Source organism: Aliarcobacter cibarius, from assembly GCF_013372265.1.
Lineage (GTDB): Bacteria > Campylobacterota > Campylobacteria > Campylobacterales > Arcobacteraceae > Aliarcobacter > Aliarcobacter cibarius.
In genome coordinates, this window is sequence record NZ_CP054051.1 from 576,143 (window position 1) to 596,784 (window position 20,642).

15 protein-coding genes and 5 tRNA genes are annotated in these 20,642 nt (G+C 30.3%); 17 read left to right on the forward strand and 3 right to left on the reverse strand.

The features are described 5' to 3' along the window. Positions 1 to 19 precede the first annotated feature (19 nt). The 3 genes from ACBT_RS02740 to gpmI are packed head-to-tail and all read right to left on the reverse strand — an operon-like array spanning position 20 to position 4,176. Positions 20 to 2,008, reverse strand: a complete 1,989-nt coding sequence (locus tag ACBT_RS02740; protein ID WP_024775597.1) for a transglycosylase domain-containing protein — start codon at positions 2,006 to 2,008, stop codon at positions 20 to 22. A gap of 6 nt (positions 2,009 to 2,014) precedes the next feature. Continuing rightward, entirely contained in the window at positions 2,015 to 2,704 is a 690-nt protein-coding gene (locus ACBT_RS02745; RefSeq protein ID WP_024775596.1) for an ATP-binding cassette domain-containing protein, read from the reverse strand. Continuing rightward, entirely contained in the window at positions 2,701 to 4,176 is a 1,476-nt protein-coding gene (gene gpmI, locus ACBT_RS02750; protein ID WP_024775595.1) for a 2,3-bisphosphoglycerate-independent phosphoglycerate mutase, read from the reverse strand. The genes ACBT_RS02745 and gpmI overlap by 4 nt, the downstream gene beginning before the upstream one ends. A 70-nt stretch (positions 4,177 to 4,246) precedes the next feature. Between gpmI and mraY the strand changes: the two genes are divergently transcribed. The 17 genes from mraY (at position 4,247) to rpoC (ending at position 20,614) form a co-directional block, all read left to right on the forward strand. Further along, positions 4,247 to 5,308, forward strand: a complete 1,062-nt coding sequence (mraY, locus tag ACBT_RS02755; RefSeq protein WP_024775594.1) for a phospho-N-acetylmuramoyl-pentapeptide-transferase — start codon at positions 4,247 to 4,249, stop codon at positions 5,306 to 5,308. A gap of 3 nt (positions 5,309 to 5,311) precedes the next feature. Further along, positions 5,312 to 6,481, forward strand: coding sequence for a UDP-N-acetylmuramoyl-L-alanine--D-glutamate ligase (murD, locus tag ACBT_RS02760; RefSeq protein WP_034218699.1), 1,170 nt, complete (start codon positions 5,312 to 5,314; stop codon positions 6,479 to 6,481). Between the two features lie 42 nt (positions 6,482 to 6,523). Next, a tRNA-Phe gene (locus ACBT_RS02765) sits at positions 6,524 to 6,599 on the forward strand. 15 nt (positions 6,600 to 6,614) lie between these two features. Further along, positions 6,615 to 6,691: transfer RNA gene (locus ACBT_RS02770), tRNA-Thr, on the forward strand. Positions 6,692 to 6,746: 55 nt separating this feature from the next. Beyond that, positions 6,747 to 6,831 (forward strand) — tRNA-Tyr (locus ACBT_RS02775). Between the two features lie 9 nt (positions 6,832 to 6,840). Then, a tRNA-Gly gene (locus ACBT_RS02780) sits at positions 6,841 to 6,917 on the forward strand. Positions 6,918 to 7,129: 212 nt separating this feature from the next. Next, entirely contained in the window at positions 7,130 to 8,338 is a 1,209-nt protein-coding gene (tuf, locus tag ACBT_RS02785; protein ID WP_024775592.1) for an elongation factor Tu, read from the forward strand. 8 nt (positions 8,339 to 8,346) lie between these two features. Next, the gene (gene rpmG / locus ACBT_RS02790; RefSeq protein WP_024775591.1) at positions 8,347 to 8,517 is read left to right on the forward strand and encodes a 50S ribosomal protein L33; all 171 of its coding nucleotides are present in this window, start codon (positions 8,347 to 8,349) and stop codon (positions 8,515 to 8,517) included. Between the two features lie 32 nt (positions 8,518 to 8,549). After that, positions 8,550 to 8,625 (forward strand) — tRNA-Trp (locus ACBT_RS02795). 78 nt (positions 8,626 to 8,703) lie between these two features. After that, positions 8,704 to 8,886 (forward strand): preprotein translocase subunit SecE, encoded by a 183-nt coding sequence (secE, locus tag ACBT_RS02800; RefSeq protein ID WP_024775590.1) that lies wholly within the window; start codon positions 8,704 to 8,706, stop codon positions 8,884 to 8,886. Between the two features lie 9 nt (positions 8,887 to 8,895). Then, positions 8,896 to 9,423 carry a transcription termination/antitermination protein NusG gene (gene nusG, locus ACBT_RS02805; RefSeq protein ID WP_024775589.1) on the forward strand — a complete coding sequence of 176 codons (528 nt, stop codon included), beginning with the start codon at positions 8,896 to 8,898 and terminating at the stop codon, positions 9,421 to 9,423. Between the two features lie 96 nt (positions 9,424 to 9,519). Beyond that, on the forward strand, positions 9,520 to 9,945 hold the full coding sequence (rplK, locus tag ACBT_RS02810; RefSeq protein ID WP_024775588.1) for a 50S ribosomal protein L11: 426 nt from the start codon (positions 9,520 to 9,522) through the stop codon (positions 9,943 to 9,945). 76 nt (positions 9,946 to 10,021) lie between these two features. After that, complete coding sequence (rplA, locus tag ACBT_RS02815; RefSeq protein WP_024775587.1) at positions 10,022 to 10,720, forward strand: 50S ribosomal protein L1; 699 nt, start codon at positions 10,022 to 10,024, stop codon at positions 10,718 to 10,720. A 157-nt stretch (positions 10,721 to 10,877) separates the two neighbouring features. Beyond that, a complete protein-coding gene (gene rplJ, locus ACBT_RS02820) occupies positions 10,878 to 11,366 on the forward strand; it encodes a 50S ribosomal protein L10 (RefSeq protein WP_024775586.1) in 489 nt (162 codons plus the stop codon). A 47-nt stretch (positions 11,367 to 11,413) separates the two neighbouring features. Next, on the forward strand, positions 11,414 to 11,782 hold the full coding sequence (gene rplL / locus ACBT_RS02825; protein ID WP_024775585.1) for a 50S ribosomal protein L7/L12: 369 nt from the start codon (positions 11,414 to 11,416) through the stop codon (positions 11,780 to 11,782). A 167-nt stretch (positions 11,783 to 11,949) separates the two neighbouring features. Next, positions 11,950 to 16,095, forward strand: coding sequence for a DNA-directed RNA polymerase subunit beta (gene rpoB, locus ACBT_RS02830; RefSeq protein ID WP_024775584.1), 4,146 nt, complete (start codon positions 11,950 to 11,952; stop codon positions 16,093 to 16,095). Continuing rightward, positions 16,088 to 20,614, forward strand: a complete 4,527-nt coding sequence (rpoC, locus tag ACBT_RS02835; RefSeq protein ID WP_024775583.1) for a DNA-directed RNA polymerase subunit beta' — start codon at positions 16,088 to 16,090, stop codon at positions 20,612 to 20,614. Before rpoB ends, rpoC begins: the two co-directional genes overlap by 8 nt. The last annotated feature ends 28 nt before the right edge of the window (positions 20,615 to 20,642 follow it).

Consider the following 20,642-nt stretch of genomic DNA (forward strand, 5'->3'; position numbering starts at 1 on the left):
ACTCAAGTTTATTAGTATTTTAAAATTCCATAATATTTGGATCAGTGTTTGATTGCTCAATTATTATTTGTGAATCAATGTCAGGTAAAGGAGATTTATCTGTATAAAATTCAGATTTTCCACTTATTTCTCCAATGTATACATTCTCTGGTTTGGTAAATTTTCTTGGAATTTCAGGATGTATTTCAAGGTATTTTTTATAAAAATATGAAAAAGCAGGAGCAGCTATTGTTCCACCCATTTCAGCTCTTCTCATAGGTGTGTTATCATCATTCCCAAACCAAACAATAGTTTGAATTGATGGAGAATATCCACAAAACCATGCATCGATATTATCATTTGTTGTTCCAGTTTTACCTGCTAATTCTATTCCTGTAACAGCTGCTCTTTTACCAGTTCCTTTTGTAATTACATCTTGTAAAATAGATGTAGTCAAATAAGTTTGTTCAGGAGTTGTAATTTCAACTTTTTCTGTTTCAAATGTTGTTGTATTTCCATCTTTATCTACGATTTGCTCGACAATATAAGGTTTAACCATAGTACCATTATTTGATAAAACTGTGTAAGCTTGAGAAAATTCAATTAAAGATAAATTCATAGACCCTAAGGCTAGTGATAAATCTTGATTTACATTTTTAAATCCATATCTTTTTAATTCACTAGCAACTTTACCTATTCCTAAATCAGTAACTAAATTTAGAGTTGAAAGATTTCTAGAGTGAGTTAAAGAGTCTCTAAAGCTAACTATTCCTTGAAAATTTCCACCAGAATTTTTTGGTTGCCATTTTTTTTGTACACCATTTTCAGTATAAGTGTAAGTTCTTCCTATATCGAATAACTGACTTGCAGGATTATATCCTTCATCCAATGCAATTTGATATAAGAAAGGTTTTATTGCACTTCCCGCTTGTCTAACAGATTGAAAAGCTCTATTAAATACAGAAATTTGGTAATCAACCCCACCAACAAGAGCTAAAATTTTACCTGTGTTATTTTCAATTGAGATCATTGCGGCATTTAATTCTTTTGTATATGCATCATTTGTTGGGTTTTTAGAGTTCTGTCTTATGTCGAAATCTCTTTTTTTAGAATCCTCATAAGATTTTCTTATTGCTTCATTAGCAATTTCTTGAGCTTCTAAATCAATTGTCAAATATACTTTATATCCTCCTGATAATATTTCAGGAAAATCATTTGATAATTGATTTATTGCATAATCAACTGCATAAGGTGCAACATTTTGTGTTAATGTTTGATTGAAAATAATAGGTTTTTCATTTATATATTTCTCGTATTGCTCTTTACTAATCCATCCTAAAGTATCAAGCCTAGTTATAACTTGGTTTGCTCTAGCTAGAGAAACTTCTAAATTTTTTGTTGGATCATAGAAGCTAGGAGCCCTTGGAAGACCAACTAAAATAGCTATCTCTTTTAAGCTAAGTTCATATAAATCTTTTTTAAAATAACCTTTTGCAGCTGTTTTGATTCCATAATAACCATGTCCGAAATATACATGATTTAAATATCTCTCTAAAATTTCTTCTTTTGTAAGAATAGTTTCAAGTCTTATAGCTAAAAGAGCTTCTTTTACTTTTCTCATTAACTTTTTTTCTCTACTTAAAACTAATACTTTGATTAATTGTTGGGTTAGAGTACTTGCCCCTTCACTATATCCACCTGATTTTATATTTTTAATTAATGCTCTACTTATTGCATCAGGATTTATTCCAAAATGTTCAAAAAATTGAGTATCTTCAATTGCAACTAAAGCTTCTATAATTCTAGCTGGAATATCATCATATTTAACATATTCTCTATTTTCATCTTTAAATGTGTTGGCAAGAAGTTTTCCATTTCTATCAAAAAATTGTGTACTTTGCTTTGGCTGATAGTTTACAACACTATCTATATCATTTTTAATTTCTTGATATAAATCGTATAAATAAACAGTTGCAGCAAGACCAATTATAATTGATAGTGCAAAAAAAAGTTTTATAAAGAATTTCATCATATTTTAAGTCCTAAATTTTTTGTTTCTAAAGCTAGAATCTAATAGTTTTTTTGTATAAGTATCTTCTGGATTAGTTAAAACATCTATTGTTTTCCCAAATTCAATAATTTTACCATTTTTTATAATAGCTGTATCTTCACATATATCTCTAATTGATTCAATATCATGCGTTACAAAAAGAATTTTAATATTAAGATTTTTTTGTAAATCTCTTATTATATTTATAATATTAATTTTATTTTCAAAGTCAAGTGCGGTTGTAGGTTCATCTAATAAAAGAAGTTTTATATTTCTACTTATAGCTATTGCAATAACTACTCTTTGAATTTGACCACCACTAATTTGAGAGGGATATTTTTCTAAGATGTCTAAAGGAAGATTTAGCAGAGAAAATGTTTCTTCTTTTTTTTCATGACTACAAAATATTTGATTTTTTATTTTAGTCATGCTTGATAAAGAAGTAAAGGGATTTTGAGGAATGAATCCAATAGTATCAAAATTTAATTCAAAATCACTTTTTATATCTTTTTCAAAAAATAAAGAGTTTGGTAAAAGGTTTAGAATCGCTTTTAAAGTAAGGGACTTCCCACTTCCACTTTCACCAATTAGTGCTAATGAATTATTTATAGTAAAAGTAATATCTACCAAGTTTTTACTATTAGAACTAATTTTCAACTTTTTTATTTCTATCAAATTAGTGGTTCATCCATTTCAATAGGAATTTCTAATCCCATTAATTTTAAAACAGTAGGAGCAATATTATTTAAGCTTCCTTCTTTTACCTTCTTAACATTTTGTGCAATAATAAAACAGTAAACATCTCCAACAGTATGATTAGTCAGAGTATTTCCATCTTCATCTTTCATCATTTCACAATTTCCATGATCTGAAGTTAAAATTATGTTGTAGTTTAATTTATTTGCTTCTTCTAAAATTAGACCTAGCTCATGATCAACTGCTTCAACAGCTTTTATTGCAGCTTCATAAACTCCTGTGTGTCCAACCATATCACCATTTGCAAAATTTACAACTATAAAATCTGTATTATTCTTCATTGCAGTTCTTACTGCTTCTCCAACTTTTGGAGCTGACATTTCAGGTTGTAAATCATATGTAGCAACACTAGGAGATGGTATTAAAACTCTAGTTTCATTTAAAAAAGGTTCTTCTACTCCACCATTAAAGAAAAAAGTAACGTGAGCATATTTTTCAGTTTCAGCTGTATGAAGTTGTGTTAATCCAGCTTTTGAAATAACTTCGGCTAAAGTATTTGTTGGATTATCCTTTGGAAAAATTACAGGAATTTCTATATTTTTATCATATTGTGTCATACTAGCTAGATTTAAATTTAATTCTTTTTTATTGAATTCTTTAAAATCTTTTTTTGCAAAGACATTTGAAAGTTCTCTTGCTCTATCACTTCTAAAATTACAAAATATAATTCCATCGTTATCATTTATTCCATTGAAATCTTTAAAAGCACTAGGAACTATAAATTCATCAAAAATTCCATTTTTATATGAAGAGTCGATAAAATCAAAAATATCATTTTCTATTCTTGGAGTAGCATAAGCCATTGAGTTATAAGCTTTTTCAACTCTATCCCATCTATTGTCTCTATCCATTCCATAATATCTTCCGCCAATTGTTGCGATTCTAATTTTATCATTACAACTATCAACAATTCGTTTAATGTAAATTTTCGCACAATCAGGAGCTACATCTCTACCATCAGTTATTAAATGAAGCCAAACATTTTTACCAAAATTTTCTGAAATTTTTGCCATAGCGATTATATGATCTATATGAGAATGAACACCTCCATCACTTACAAGACCAATTAAATGAATATCATTTGATTTTTTGATAGTGTTTTTTACAATTTCATTATCTTTTAATGTATCATTTTTAATAGATAAATGTATTTTTACTAAATCTTGATATAAAACTCTTCCACTCCCAATAGTCATATGTCCAACTTCACTATTTCCCATTTGATTTTCTGGTAAGCCAACATGTTCTCCATATGTGTGAATTAAACTGTACGGAACATTAGAAAAAAGATAATCATAAGTAGGCTTTTTTGCATTACAAAAAGCATTAAAATTATTTGAACTATTATGTCCAATACCATCAGTGATAATTAATACCGTTTTATTACTCATTATATTTAAACCTTTTAAAATCTTTATTATATTATAATCGCGATTATTATATCAAAATCAAGGTTTAATTTTGTTTTATTGGCTCTATAGACATTTAGAAATCAACATCTTTCAATATATTTCAGTTCGTGCAGGAATTAGCTTCTTTTTAGCTTTTATATTTACTATGTATTTAATGCCAAAATTTATAAAATGGGCAAAAGCTAAGAAAGCTTCTCAACCAATTTATGAGTTAGCTCCAGAAGCACATAAGGTTAAGGCAGGAACTCCTACAATGGGAGGAATAGTTTTTATATTTTCAACAATAATTGCTACTGTTTTAACAGCTAAATTGAATAATTTTTATATTGTTGGAGGATTATTGACTCTTGCTTTATTTTCATTAATTGGTATTCAGGATGATTATAAAAAAATATCAAAAGAAAAGAATAGTGCAGGTCTTAGTGCTAGAATGAAATTATTTCTACAGTTTTTAAGTGCAGGAATCGTTGTATCTATTCTTTATTATTTAGGGCATACAAGTGATTTATATACACCTTTTTATAAGTATCCTATTTTTGAAATGGGAGTTTTTGCAATAGTTTTTTGGATGTTTGTAGTTGTTGGTTCATCAAATGCAGTTAATCTTACAGATGGTTTAGATGGTCTTGCTACAGTTCCATCAATTCTAGCATTTACAACTTTATCTATTTTAGTTTATGTTGTAGGACACATAGGTTTTTCAAACTATTTATTAATGCCAAGCATTAGTATGGCTGGTGAATTAGCTGTTATGGGAGCAGCTATATGTGGAGCATTGATAGGATTTTTGTGGTTTAATGCTTATCCTGCTGAGGTATTTATGGGAGATAGTGGTTCTTTACCTTTAGGTGCATTCATGGGATATTTAGCAATCGTTTCAAAATCTGAATTACTTCTTCTAGCAGTTGGATTTATATTTGTTTTGGAAACTGTTTCAGTTATGCTTCAAGTTGGATCATATAAATTAAGACAGAAAAGAGTTTTTCTTATGGCACCAATTCATCATCATTTTGAACAAAAAGGATGGAAAGAAAATAAAATTATTGTTCGTTTTTGGATAATATCATTTATGGCAAATCTTATTGCCTTATCAAGTTTAAAGTTGAGATAAATTATGAAAAATATAGAAAATTTAAGAATTTTAGGTAAAGGAAAAACAGCACAAGCTTTAAAAAAAAGATTTGAAGATGCTAGACTTTTTGATGATAGTGATTTTGATATCTTTGATAAAGATTCCAATGATTTAACTATTGTAAGTCCGGGAATACCTCCTCATAATAAGTTAGTAACAAATTCTAAAAATATTGCTAGTGATTATGATTTATTTTATGATGAAATGCCTTTTTCTATTTGGATATCTGGTACAAATGGAAAAACTACAACTACTCAAATGTGTCAGCATTTATTAGAAAAGTATGATTCATGCTATGGTGGAAATATTGGTGTTCCATTAAGTGGACTTGATAAAAATAAAAAAATATGGATTCTTGAAACTTCATCATTTACTTTACATTATACAAATCAAGCTAAACCAAATATTTATATTTTATTACCAATTACTGAAGATCATATAACTTGGCATGGTGATTTTTTAGAATATAAAAAAGCAAAGCTAAAGCCGCTTACTTTAATGAATGAAAATGATATTGCGATAATTCCATTTGAATTTAAAGATTTTAAAACTAGAGCTCATGTAGTATATTATAATAATAGTGATGATTTATGTAAATATTTTAATATAGACAAAAATAAAATTAAATTTAATGAGCCCTTTTTATTAGATGCTATTATGGCAGTTGTAACTAGAAAAATAATTTTTGATAATATTGATTATGATTTAATTAATTCATACAAAATAGACAAACACAAAGTAGAAGAATTTAGAGATAAAAAAAATAGACTTTGGATTGATGATAGTAAAGCAACAAATTATGATGCAACAATAAATGCACTTGTTCCATATTTAGATAAAAATATTCATATTATATTAGGTGGAGATGATAAAGGTGCAAGCTTAGAACCACTTTTTGAAAATATAAAAAATCTTGATGTAGTAGTATATGCAATAGGTTCAAATGTTAAGAGAATTGTAGATTATTGTAATTCATATAATATTAAAGTTATAGAATGCAAATACTTAGAAAATGCAGTAAAAGAAATGGATAAAAATTTAAAAGAAAATAGTATAGGAATTTTGTCTCCTGCAGCCGCTTCTTTGGATCAGTTTAAGTCGTATGCTCATAGAGGGGATGAATTTAAAAAATTTGTACAAATTTTAAGTTAATATTAATATTAACATCTGTATAATTGCACTCCAATTTGTAGTGGTTCGATAGCTCAGTCGGTAGAGCAAAGGATTGAAAATCCTTGTGTCGACAGTTCGATTCTGTCTCGAACCACCATTTTGTAATATTGGTGCTGGTGTAGCTCAGTTGGCTAGAGCAGCTGATTTGTAATCAGCAGGTCGGGGGTTCGACTCCCTTCACCAGCTCCATTTTGTCTTGCGTAAGTTTAAAAAACAGCGCTTGACCAGAACAATAATTTTCAACGGTGAGGTTGGAGAGTGGTCAAATCCTGCGGACTGTAAATCCGCCGCCTACGGCTTCGAAGGTTCAAATCCTTCTCTCACCACCACGCAATGTTGCGGGAGTAGCTCAGTTGGCTAGAGCTTCTGCCTTCCAAGCAGACTGTCGCGAGTTCGAGTCTCGTCTCCCGCTCCATATTTATTGATTACTGGGAGCTGAGTTATAACGCAAATATTTTTATAACTCTTTTTTATTTATATCTCCCAATTAATTTAATTTTTAGTATTTAAGTAATATAATACGCATCACATTTGTGAATAACAAATCCCCTCTGAATAGAGAAGCCAAAGTAGGCTTATCTACTCAGAGGGCAAAATAAGCAAAATAAATTTAGAAGGGGAATTCCTATGGCAAAAGAAAAGTTTTCAAGAAATAAGCCACACGTAAATATCGGTACAATTGGTCACGTTGACCACGGTAAAACTACTACAACTGCTGCAATTTCAGCTGTATTAGCTTTAAAATATGGTGGAGAAATGAGAGATTACGATCAAATCGATAATGCTCCAGAAGAAAGAGAAAGAGGTATTACTATTGCTACTTCTCACATTGAGTATGAAACTGATAAAAGACACTATGCACACGTAGACTGTCCAGGACACGCTGATTATGTTAAAAACATGATTACTGGTGCTGCTCAAATGGATGGAGCTATATTAGTTATTGCTTCTACTGATGGACCTATGGCTCAAACTAGAGAGCATATTCTACTTTCTAAACAAGTTGGTGTTCCATATATCGTTGTATTCTTAAATAAAGAAGATCAATTAGATCCATCTGATAAAGATGAAATGTTAGAATTAGTTGAAATGGAAATTAGAGAATTATTGTCTACATATGATTTCCCAGGTGATGATACTCCAATCGTTGCTGGTTCAGCATTTAGAGCGTTAGAAGAAGCTAAAGCTGGTCAAGTTGGACCATGGGCAGAAAAAATCGTTGCATTAATGGATGCGGTTGATTCTTACATCCCAACTCCAGAAAGAGATACTGATAAACCATTCTTAATGCCTGTTGAAGATGTATTCTCAATCTCAGGAAGAGGAACAGTTGTTACTGGAAGAATTGAATTAGGAACAATTAAAGTTGGTGAAGAAATCGAAATCGTTGGATTTGGTGACACAAGAAAAACAACAGTTACTGGTGTTGAAATGTTCAGAAAAGAAATGGATCAAGGACAAGCTGGAGACAACTGTGGTATTCTTTTAAGAGGTATCAAAAAAGAAGATGTAGAAAGAGGACAAGTTCTTTGTAAGCCAGGAACAATTAAACCTCACACTGAATTTAAATGTGAAGTTTATATTCTTTCAAAAGAAGAAGGTGGAAGACATACTCCATTCTTTAGTGGATATAGACCACAATTCTATGTTAGAACAACTGACGTTACTGGATCTTGTACATTAACTGAAGGTACTGAGATGGTTATGCCAGGTGATAACGTTGAAATGACTGTTCAATTAGTTGCTCCAATCGCTCTTGAAAAAGGAACTAAGTTCGCAATTAGAGAAGGTGGAAGAACTGTTGGTGCTGGAGTTGTTTCAGAAATTATTAAATAAGGATTGTTATGGCTAATGCAGTAAGAATCAAAATAGGATTAAAATGTCAAGAGAGTGGAGATATTAACTACACTACTTGGAAAAATCCAAAAACTCATACTGAAAAGTTTGAAGTTAGAAAATATTGTCCGAGATTGAAAAAACATACTACTCACAAAGAAGTAAAACTAAAATCTTAACAATTTGACTTGAGATTTATTCTCAAGTCGATAGGTCAGTAGCTCCAATGGTAGAGCATCGGATTCCAAATCCGAGTGATGGGGGTTCGAGTCCCTCCTGGCCTGCCACTAAATTTTTTTAAAAGAAGTTTTCTCTTTTTTTAAAAGAATTTATAAACTACTGAATGTAGATAAATGGAGTAAACTGTGAGCAAAGTACAAAATTATTTTAATAGTGTGAAATCAGAATTATCAAAAGTGATTTTTCCAATAAAAGAGCAAATTAGAACTGCTTACATTTCAGTATTTATTGTTGTTACAGTTATTGCTCTATTTTTAGCTTTAATTGATGGAATTATGTCAATTAGCTTATCATCAATTATTAATTAAGGAAAATAAATGGCACATAAATGGTATGCAATTCAAACTTATTCAGGAAGTGAACTTACTGTGAAAAGAGCATTGTTGAAGCTTGCTGAAGAAATGGCTGACGAAAGAATTGCTGAAGTTTTAGTACCAACTGAAGATTTGATTGAAATAAAAAAAGGTAAGAAAGTAATAATTGAAAGACCTTTATATCCAGCTTATGCTTTTGCTAAAATAGATTTGGATACCGCTTTATGGCATAGGATTCAATCAATGCCAAAAGTTGGAAGATTTATTGGTGAATCTAAAAAACCAACAGCATTAAGTGAAAAAGATATTAATTTAATTTTAGAAAAAGCAAGAAACAAAGCAGCTGCAAAGCCAAAAATATCTTTTGATGAAGGAGAAATGGTAAGAATCAATGAGGGACCATTTGCAAACTTTAATGGGATAGTTGAAGACTTTGATTTAGTTTCTGGTGTATTGAAATTGAATGTTTCTATTTTTGGAAGAAACACACCAGTTGAAATATCATATACTCAAGTTGAGAGAATAGTTTAAATTTTAATTTAGGCATTAGGCAAAGAAACTTGCTTCAATTTAGTTTTTTTGCCTAATGTCTAATCATTAAAATCATTTAATTTTTAAAGGAATAGCATGGCTAAGAAAGTTCAAGGATATTTAAAACTGCAAATACCAGCAGGAGCAGCAAATCCATCACCACCAGTAGGTCCAGCATTAGGGCAAAGAGGTGTTAATATTATGGAATTCTGTAAAGCGTTTAATGAAAAAACAAAAGATAAAGCTGGGTATAGATTACCAGTTGTACTTACAATTTATACAGATAAAAGCTTTACTTTTGAAGTAAAACAACCGCCAATGACAGAATTAATTAAAAAAATTTCTGGAGTTAAAAAAGGAAGTAATAATCCACTTAAACAAAAAGTTGGAAAATTATCAAAAGATCAGATTATGGAAATCGTTGATATGAAAATCAAAGATTTAAATACTACGGATAGAGAAGTTGCTGCAAAAATTGTTGCAGGAAGTGCTAGATCAATAGGTATAGAAACAGAATTATAATTTTGTTTGAAAGGTATGACCACTTACCTTTAAATTTAAGTGGTAGCAAAATAAAATAAAATTGCGGAGATAAAGTATGGCAAAAGTTTCAAAAAGATATAAAGCGTTACAAGCAAAAGTTGAAGAGAGAAAATACTCTTTAATAGAAGCATGTGATAAAGTTAAAGAATTAAAATCTGCTAAATTTGATGAAAGTGTAGAAATTGCATTAAACTTAAATGTAGATCCAAGACATGCTGATCAAATGATTAGAGGAGCTGTTGTTCTTCCAAATGGTACAGGAAAAACTGTTAGAGTTGCTGTTTTTGCAAAAGGTGTAAAAATGGATGAAGCTAAAGCAGCAGGTGCTGATATTGTTGGAAATGATGACTTAGCTGAAGATATTCAAGCTGGAAAAATTAATTTTGATGTTTTAATTGCAACTCCTGATTGTATGGGAATTGTAGGAAAAGTTGGAAGAATTTTAGGACCAAAAGGTTTAATGCCTAATCCTAAAACAGGAACAGTTACAATGGATGTTACTAAAGCTGTTAATGACGCTAAAGGTGGTCAAGTAACTTATAGAGTTGATAAAAAAGGTAATATGCAAGCAGCAATAGGTAAAGTTTCTTTCTCTGCACAAGCAATTAAAGAAAATGCTGAAGCATTTATTGGAGCTATCAATAAAGCTAAACCTTCAACTGCAAAAGGAAGATATATTACTAATGCAGCTCTTAGCTTAACAATGAGTCCATCAGTTATTTTAGACAATATGGAATTATTAGAAATTAGATAAGGATTCTCCTTATCTTCTAACATTCAAAAGTGTTGATTATTTCAATATTTTTGAGTGTTTCAAAGCACTGAAATAAAACTGAAGACAGCTGGTAAAAGAACTCCTCGTTCTTTTGTAAGTCCCGCCTAGGATGATGTTTTGAAAGGAGGAAAATATAATGACTAGACAAGAAAAATCAGAAATTATTAACTTTCTAGCTGCTGAGTTTAAAAACTCTTTAGCGGTTGTTGTTTGTGACTACAAAGGTCTTACTCATAAAGAGTTAGAGACATTAAGAATAGATGCAAAAGCAAATAATACTAAAGTTCAAGTTGTAAAAAATACTTTAGTTACTAAAGCTGTTAAAGCTGCAGATTTAGGAGATATTGATTTAAGTGGTACGAATATCTATTTATGGTCAGAAGATCAAATTTCAGCATGTAAAGTAGCTGATAAATTTGCAACTACTACAAAAGATAAATTCTCTATTAAGTCAGGAATTATTGAAGGTCAAATTGCAGATGTTGCTAGAGTTAATGCGTTTGCTAAATTACCATCAAGAGAAGAACTTCTTGGAATGCTTGCATCTGTATGGATGGGACCAGTTAGAAACTTTACTATTGGTCTTGATGCTCTTAGAAGAAAAAAAGAAGAAACGGCTGCTTAATTATATAAGCTAACAAATATTAAATAAAAATTTATAAAGGAAAAATTATGGCAATTTCTAAAGAAGACGTTTTAGAATTTATCTCTGGTTTATCTGTATTAGAATTATCAGAATTAGTAAAAGAATTTGAAGAAAAATTTGGAGTATCTGCACAACCTGTAGCTGTTGCTGGTGCTGCTGTAGCAGTTGAAGCTGCTGAAGAAAAAACAGAATTCGATGTAATTATTGTTGATTCTGGAGATAAAAAAATCAATGTAATTAAAGAAATCAGAGCAATTACAGGTCTTGGATTAAAAGAGGCTAAAGATGCTGCTGAACAAACACCTTCTACAATTAAAGAAGGAATCTCTAAAGCTGATGCTGAAGCAATTAAAGCTCAATTAGAAGCAGCTGGAGCAAAAGTAGAAGTTAAATAATTTTATTTTATTTAACTGGTATGTAGGAGTTTTACTCCTATATATTTGGCATCTTTGAAGGCTAAGGTTAAAGTTTTATCAAGAATTTTAACCTTATCCTTTATGGATGCTTTTGTGCTTTATAATATATAAAGTAAACTCAACCAAATTTTATAACAAGGTGTCAAATGTTAAACTCTTTAAAATCTGGTAATAGACTCAGAGTAGATTTTGCAAAGAACCCGCAAAAAATCGAAATTCCTAACTTATTACAATTACAACAAACTTCGTATGATACTTTTTTAATGATTGATCAAAAAGATAGATCAACTGCTGGTATAGAAAAAGTATTTAAAACAATATTTCCTATTCATGATGTTCAAAATAGGCTAACTTTAGATTACTTAGGTAGTGAAGTTGGAAAACCTAAATATGATGTAAGGGAATCTATGGTTAGAGGATTAACTTATTCAATTCCTCTAAAAATCAATATTAGATTAACTCTATGGGATCTGGATGAAAAAACTGGAGAAAAAGTTGGTGTTAAAGATATAAAAGAACAATCTTTATTCATTAGAGAAATTCCATTAATGACTGAAAGAACATCATTTATTGTAAATGGTGTTGAAAGAGTAGTTGTAAATCAATTACATAGAAGTCCAGGTGTTATTTTTAAAGAAGATGAATCAAACACTACTGAAAGTAAATTATTATATACAGGACAAATAATTCCTGATAGAGGTTCTTGGTTATATTTTGAATATGATGCTAAAGACGTGTTATATGTAAGAATTAACAAAAGAAGAAAAGTTCCTATTACTATTTTATTTAGAGCTCTAGGTTATTCAAAAGAAGATATCATAAAAATGTTCTACCCTATAGTAAATGTTAAAATTAAAAATAATAAATTTTTAACAGAATTCAACCCAGATGATTTTATGGGTAGAATAGAATATGATATTAAAGATGATAAAGGTAATCTTGTAATTGGTGCTGGAAAAAGATTAACAGCAAGAAAAGCTAAAGCATTAATTGAAGGTGGATTAAAATTAATTGAATATCCGCTTGAATTATTAATGGATAGAAGCACTGCAAATACAATTTATGATCCAGAATCAGGAGAAGTTTTATTTGACGCATTAACTAATCTTGATGAATTAAAGTTAAAAAAACTTTTAGATTTAGGATTTGAATCTTTTGATATCGCAAATGATTTATCACCAAATGTAGATGATTCTATTATTAATGCATTTAAAGCAGACGCAGAATCTTTAAAACTTTTAAAACAAACTGAGCAAATAGATGATGAAAATGATTTAGCTGCTATTAGAATTTATAAAGTTATGAGACCAGGTGAGCCCGTAACTAAAGAAGCTGCTAAAGATTTCATAAAAAAATTATTTTTTGATCCAGAAAGATATGACTTAACAAAAGTTGGAAGAATGAAAATGAATCATAAGCTAGGTGTAAATGTTCCTGAATATGTTACAACTTTAACTTATGAAGATATTATTAAGACTGTTCAATACTTAGTAAAAGTTAAAGCTGGAAATGGTCATATTGATGATAGAGATCACTTAGGTAACAGAAGAATTAGAGCAATTGGTGAATTATTAGCAAATGAATTACATGCTGGTTTAATCAAAATGCAAAAAGCTATTAGAGATAAAATGACTACATTATCTGGTACATTAGAAGATATTATGCCACATGATTTAGTTAATTCTAAAATGATTACTTCAACAATTACTGAATTTTTTACCTCAGGACAGTTGTCACAATTTATGGATCAAACAAATCCTCTATCTGAAGTTACTCATAAAAGAAGACTTTCTGCACTTGGAGAAGGTGGTCTTGTAAAAGAGAGAGCAGGATTTGAAGTAAGGGACGTTCATCCTACTCATTATGGAAGAATTTGTCCAGTTGAAACTCCAGAGGGTCAAAATATTGGTCTTATTAATACATTATCAACTTTTTCTAAAGTTAATGATTTAGGATTCATTGAAGCCCCATATAAAAAAGTTGTTGATGGAATTGTTACAAATGAAATTACATATTACACAGCTACTCAAGAGGAAGGTCTTGTAATTGCCCCTGGAAGTACAAAAGTTGATGAAAATGGAAAAATAGTTGAGCCTCTTATTGAAGTTAGAAAAGATGGTGAAATTCTTTTAATGGAAAGAAGTAGCGTTAATTTAATAGATATTTCTTCTCAAATGGTTATGGGGGTTGCAGCTTCACTTATTCCATTCCTAGAACACAACGATGCTAATAGAGCACTTATGGGTTCAAATATGATGAGACAAGCTGTTCCATTAATTAAGCCAACTGCTCCAATAGTTGGTACAGGTTTAGAAAAAATTGTTGCTAGAGATTCTTGGGAAGCAATTAAAGCTAAAAGAGCAGGGGTTGTAGAAAAAGCAGATTCTAAAAATATTTACATAAGTGGTGAAGATGAAAATGGTGCATTTATCGACCATTATGAAGTTCACAAAAATGTAAGAACAAATAATAATACAGATTTTGAGCAAAGAACGGTTGTTAGAGCTGGTGATGTTGTAGAAAAAGGTCAAGTTATTGCAGATGGTCCTTCTATGGATAAAGGTGAACTTGCAGTTGGAATTAATGCTATGGTTGCATTTATGCCATGGAATGGATACAACTATGAGGATGCTATTATTTTAAGTGAAAGACTTATTGAAAAAGATGCATTTACATCAGTTCATATTTATGAAAAAGAAATTGATTGTAGAGAATTAAAACATGGTAATGAAGAAATTACTAGAGATTTACCAGGTGTTAAAGAAGAGAATATAACTCATCTTGATAGTTCAGGAATTGTAAAAATTGGAACTTATGTAACTCCAGGAATGATTCTTGTAGGAAAAGTAACACCAAAAGGTGAAATTAAACCAACTCCAGAAGAAAGACTTTTAAGAGCAATTTTTGGTGAAAAAGCAGGACATGTTATTAATAAATCTTTAGTTTGTCCAACATCAATGGAAGGAACTGTTGTTGATGTTAAAGTGTTCACTAAAAAAGGTTATGAAAAATGTGAAAGAGCTATAGCAGAGATTGATGCTGAAAAAGCTGAATTAAATCAAAAACATCATGATAAATTATTGATGTTAGATAGAGAAGAAGCTTTAAGAATTAATGACTTATTGTTAAAAACGCCATTATCTAAAGATTTAGAGTTAGAAGATGTAGTTTATAAAAAAGGTGAAACTTTAAGTGCAGATGTTTTAAACAGTGTTAATAGATTTGCTATGAAAAAAGTTGTATCTTCTTATTCTAAAGAGATTGAAAAGATATACAATGATACTAAAGAGTACTTTATTAAACAAAAAGCAACTTTAAGAGAAGAGCATGAAGAAAAACTTCAAATCTTAGAGCATGATGATATTTTACCAAGTGGTGTTATTAGTCAAGTGAAAGTTTATATTGCAACTAAGAGAAAAATTAAAGTTGGGGATAAAATGGCAGGAAGACATGGAAATAAAGGTATTGTTTCTAATATCGTTCCAAAAGTTGATATGCCATACTTAGAAGATGGAACAAGTGTAGATGTAATTTTAAATCCACTAGGGGTACCTTCTAGGATGAATATTGGTCAAATTTTAGAAGTTCACTTAGGACTTGCTGGAAGAAGACTTGGAAAACAAATTCAACATATATTTAAAGCAAAAAGAGCAGAGTTTATATCTGAGCTAAGAGCTAAAATGATTGAAATAGCTAGTGTTGCAAAATTAATGAACGCTAAAGAATTTATAACAAAACTTGATGATGAAGAGCTAATCAAATATGCTAAAGATTGGGCAAAAGGTGTTAAATTTGCTACACAAATCTTTGATGGTGTTAAAGCCGATGAATTTATAAAATTATTTGAGTTAGCAAAAATGGATAGCGATGGTAAATCTGTTTTATATGATGGAAAAACAGGTGAAAGAATGAAAGAAAGAGTAAATGTTGGTTATATGTATATGCTAAAACTTCACCACTTAGTTGATGAAAAAGTTCATGCAAGAAGTACAGGACCATATTCACTTGTAACTCAACAACCTGTTGGAGGTAAAGCTCTATTCGGTGGACAAAGATTCGGAGAGATGGAGGTTTGGGCATTAGAAGCTTATGGTGCAACAAATGTACTAAAAGAGATGCTTACAACAAAATCTGATGATGTTGAGGGAAGAACAAGAGCTTATAGGGCTATTGCAAATGGAGAAAATGTTCCAAATTCTGGTGTGCCAGAAACATTCTTTGTTTTAACAAAAGAATTAAAAGCTTTAGCTTTAGATGTAGAGATTTTTCAAGAGGTAGAAAACGATGAGTAATAATGAAAAAGTACTAGCACCAATAGAAATTAAAGAGTTAGAAAGACCACAAGATTTTTCAGCGTTTCAATTAAGACTAGCAAGTCCTGAGAAGATTCTTGCTTGGTCTTGTGGTGAAGTAAAAAAACCTGAAACAATTAATTATAGAACATTAAAACCAGAAAGAGATGGTTTATTTTGTGCAAAAATCTTTGGACCAGTAAAAGATTATGAGTGTCTTTGTGGTAAGTATAAAAAGATGAGATATAAGGGTGTTGTTTGTGAAAAATGTGGAGTTGAAGTAACTTCATCAAAAGTTAGAAGACATAGAATGGGGCATATTGAATTAGTATCTCCTGTTGCACATATTTGGATGGTTTCTTCTCTTCCTTCAAGAATAGGAACACTTTTAGGTGTTAAATTAAAAGATCTTGAAAGAGTTTTATATTATGAAGCATACATTGTAAATGAGGCAGGTGAAGCTTATTATGATGGTGAAAGAACTAAAAAAATTGAAAAATATGACATCTTAAATGAAGAACAATACAGAACGGTTGCAGATTTATTTGAACACACTGGTTTTGAAGCAAAAATGGGTGGAGAAGTTGTAAAAGATTTATTAGAAAAATTAGATTTATTTCAACTGTTAACTCTATTAAAAGATGAAATGCAATCAACAAAATCTGAGGCAAAAAGAAAAACAATTATTAAAAGATTAAAAATTGTTGAAAACTTTATAAATAGTGGAAATAGACCTGAATGGATGATGTTAACTCAACTTCCAGTTTTACCACCAGATTTAAGACCTCTAGTTTCACTTGATGGTGGAAAATTCGCCGTTTCTGACGTAAATGATCTTTATAGAAGAGTTATTAATAGAAATAACAGATTAAAAAGATTAACAGAACTTGATGCTCCAGAAATTATTATTAGAAATGAAAAAAGAATGCTTCAAGAAGCGGTTGATGCTTTATTTGATAATGGTAAAACAGCAAATGCTGTAAAAGGTGCAAATAAAAGACCATTAAAATCTTTAAGTGAAATCATTAAAGGTAAACAAGGAAGATTTAGACAAAACTTACTTGGAAAAAGGGTTGACTTTTCTGGAAGATCTGTAATTGTTGTTGGTCCAAATTTAAATATGGACCAATGTGGTATTCCGAAGAAAATGGCTTTAGAATTATTTAAACCACATTTAATGGCTAAACTTGAAGAAAAAGGTTATGCAACTACATTAAAAGCTGCAAAAAGATTGATTGAATCTGAAACTAATGAAGTTTGGGAATGTTTAAATGAGATTGTTGATGAATATCCAATTTTATTAAACAGAGCTCCAACTCTTCACAAGTTATCAATTCAAGCTTTCCACCCAGTTTTAATTGACGGAAAAGCTATTAGATTACATCCACTAGTTTGTGCTGCCTTTAATGCCGACTTTGATGGGGATCAAATGGCTGTTCACGTTCCACTTTCTCAAGAAGCGGTTGCTGAAGCTAAAGTTTTAATGATGAGTTCAATGAATATTCTTTTACCAGCATCTGGTAGAGCTATTGCAGTTCCTTCTCAAGATATGATTTTAGGTATTTACTACCTATCATTAGTTAAAGAAGGTGTAAAAGGTGAACACAAATTATTCACTGATGTTAACGAAGTTAAAATTGCTCTAGAAATGGATCAAATTGATTTACATGCAAAAATTAGAACTAAAATTGATGATAAAATTGTTCAAACTACTGTTGGAAGACTAATTATTCATGAAATTTTACCACCATTTGTTCCTATGAGTTTATGGAATAAAATTTTAAAGAAAAAAGATATTGGAGCTTTAGTAGATTATATCTACAAAGAAGCTGGATATGAAGTAACTCCAAGATTCTTAGATAATTTAAAAAATCTAGGATTTAAGTATGCAACAAAAGCAGGTATTTCAATATCAATTGATGATATTAGAGTTCCTGAAAGTAAAGTTGAACACATTACTAAATCTAAAAAAGATGTTATTGAAGTTCAAAAACAATTTTTCCAAGGTCTTTTAACAGAACAAGAAAGATATAACAAAACTATCGATATTTGGACAGAAACTAATAACAAATTAGGTTCTCAAATGATGGAACTAGTTAAAGCTGATAAAAATGGATTTAACTCTATTTATATGATGGCAGATTCTGGAGCAAGAGGTAGTGCAACTCAAATTAGACAGTTATCAGGTATGAGGGGTCTTATGGCTAAACCTGATGGAACTATTATTGAAACACCAATTATCTCTAACTTTAAAGAAGGATTAAATGTTCTTGAGTACTTTATTTCTACTCACGGAGCTAGAAAGGGACTTGCTGATACAGCTTTAAAAACAGCAAATGCTGGATATTTAACAAGAAAACTAATTGATGTTTCTCAAAATGTTAGAATTACAGCTGAAGATTGTGGTACTCATGAAGGTATTGAAATTACTGATATTACATCAGGAAATGAGTTAATTGAGTCTTTAGAAGAGAGAATCACTGGAAGAGTTATTGCTGAAGATATTATTGATCCGGTTTCAAATGAAATATTATTTGCTGAGGGTACATTAATAACTGAGGAATATGCAAGAACAGTTATTGAAGCTGAAGTTAAATCAGTAATTATTAGAACTCCACTAACTTGTAAAGTTGAAAATGGATTATGTTCTCAATGTTATGGATTAAACTTAGGTGAGCAAAGAAAAGCAAAACCAGGTGAGGCAGTTGGAGTTGTTGCTGCTCAATCTATTGGAGAACCAGGAACACAGCTTACACTTAGAACATTCCACGTTGGGGGAACTGCAAGTGCAACTCAAACAGAAAAAGAGTTAAAAGCTGATAAAGAAGGGTTCATTAGATATTACAATATCAAAAAATATGACACAGCAGATGGAAGATCTATTGTTGCAAATAGAAGAAATGCGGGTGTTTTATTGGTTGAGCCAAAAATTAATGCGCCATTTAAAGGAAAAGTTTCAGTTGAAACAATTCATGAAGAAATAGAATTAACAATTACAAATGGTAAAGATACTAAAAAATATTACTTAAGAAAAAGTGATGTTGCTAAAGTAAACGAACTTGCTGGAATTTCTGGAAAAATTGAAGGTAAACTTTATCTACCATATAAAGATGGTCATGAAGTTGAACACAATGATTCTATAGTTGAAATTATTAAAGATGGATGGAATGTTCCAAATAGAATTCCTTATGCTTCTGAATTAAAAGTTGCAGATGGAGCTCCTATAACTTCTAAAGTAATTGCTGGTGCAAAAGGAATAGTTAAATACTATAAATTAACTGGAGATTATTTAGAAAGAAGACATGACATTAAAGCTGGTGATAAAGTTGTAGAAAAAGGACTTTTTGCTGTTGTTGCTGATACTGATGATAGAGAAGCTATTAGACACTATATTTCAAGAGGGTCTTCAATTGCTTTAAATGATAATAGTGAAGTTGAAAAAGATACTATTATATCATCTCCTACTGTTTCAGAACAAACTGTAATTGCAGAGTGGGATCCATATGCAAATCCAACAATAGCTGAAAAACCAGGTGTTATTAGCTTTGAAGATATTATTCCAGGAGTTACTGTATCTGAGCAATTTGATGAGTTAACAGGAACTTCTAAACTAGTTGTAAATGAATATATTCCTAGTGGATATAAACCAACAGTTATTGTTGCAACAGATGATAATGAAATAATGAAATATGTATTAGATCCTAAGGCATCATTGAATATAGCTGAAGGAAAAAGAGTAGAAATAGCGGATATTATTGCTAAAACTCCAAAAGCTACTCAAAAATCTAAAGATATTACTGGAGGTCTTCCTAGAGTTTCTGAATTATTTGAAGCAAGAAGACCAAAAAATATTGCAATTTTAGCTTCATTTGATGGAATTGTGACATTTGGTAAACCATTAAGAAATAAACAAAAATTAGTGATTACTGATGAAAATGGAAATACTACAGAGTATTTAGTAGAAAAAGGTAAACATATACTAGTTCATGAAGGTGAGTTTGTACATGCTGGTGAAGCATTAACAGATGGACAAGTTTCTCCTCATGATGTATTAAGAATTTTAGGTGAAAAAGCACTTCATTACTTTATTGTTTCAGAAGTTCAACAAGTTTATAGATCTCAAGGGGTAAATATTGCTGATAAACATATTGAGGTAATTACATCTCAAATGTTAAGACAAGTGTCCATTCTTGATGGAGGAGATACTAAGTTTATAGTTGGTGATATGATTTCTAAAAAGAAATTTAAAATTGAAAATGAAAAAATTGTAAGAATGGGTGGACAACCTGCAATTGCAGAACCTGTACTTTTAGGTATTACAAGAGCAGCTGTTACAAGTGATAGTATTATCTCTGCAGCATCTTTCCAAGAAACTACAAAAGTATTAACAGAAGCAGCAATTAGTGCAAAAATGGATATGCTTGAAGATTTAAAAGAAAATGTTGTAATAGGAAGAACAATTCCTGTTGGAACAGGTCTATATAAAGATTACAAAGTAAAATTCTCAGAAGCAAAATAATAGGGTTCTTGCCCTATTAGCTCTTAAA

Coding starts and splice junctions, on each gene's coding strand:
- ACBT_RS02740 (WP_024775597.1), bottom strand. CDS start 2,008: ATGAAATTCTTTATAAAACTTTTTTTTGCACTATCAATTATAATTGGT.
- gpmI (WP_024775595.1), bottom strand. CDS start 4,176: ATGAGTAATAAAACGGTATTAATTATCACTGATGGTATTGGACATAAT.
- murD (WP_034218699.1), top strand. CDS start 5,312: ATGAAAAATATAGAAAATTTAAGAATTTTAGGTAAAGGAAAAACAGCA.
- tuf (WP_024775592.1), top strand. CDS start 7,130: ATGGCAAAAGAAAAGTTTTCAAGAAATAAGCCACACGTAAATATCGGT.
- rpmG (WP_024775591.1), top strand. CDS start 8,347: ATGGCTAATGCAGTAAGAATCAAAATAGGATTAAAATGTCAAGAGAGT.
- nusG (WP_024775589.1), top strand. CDS start 8,896: ATGGCACATAAATGGTATGCAATTCAAACTTATTCAGGAAGTGAACTT.
- rplK (WP_024775588.1), top strand. CDS start 9,520: ATGGCTAAGAAAGTTCAAGGATATTTAAAACTGCAAATACCAGCAGGA.
- rplA (WP_024775587.1), top strand. CDS start 10,022: ATGGCAAAAGTTTCAAAAAGATATAAAGCGTTACAAGCAAAAGTTGAA.
- rplJ (WP_024775586.1), top strand. CDS start 10,878: ATGACTAGACAAGAAAAATCAGAAATTATTAACTTTCTAGCTGCTGAG.
- rplL (WP_024775585.1), top strand. CDS start 11,414: ATGGCAATTTCTAAAGAAGACGTTTTAGAATTTATCTCTGGTTTATCT.
- rpoB (WP_024775584.1), top strand. CDS start 11,950: ATGTTAAACTCTTTAAAATCTGGTAATAGACTCAGAGTAGATTTTGCA.
- rpoC (WP_024775583.1), top strand. CDS start 16,088: ATGAGTAATAATGAAAAAGTACTAGCACCAATAGAAATTAAAGAGTTA.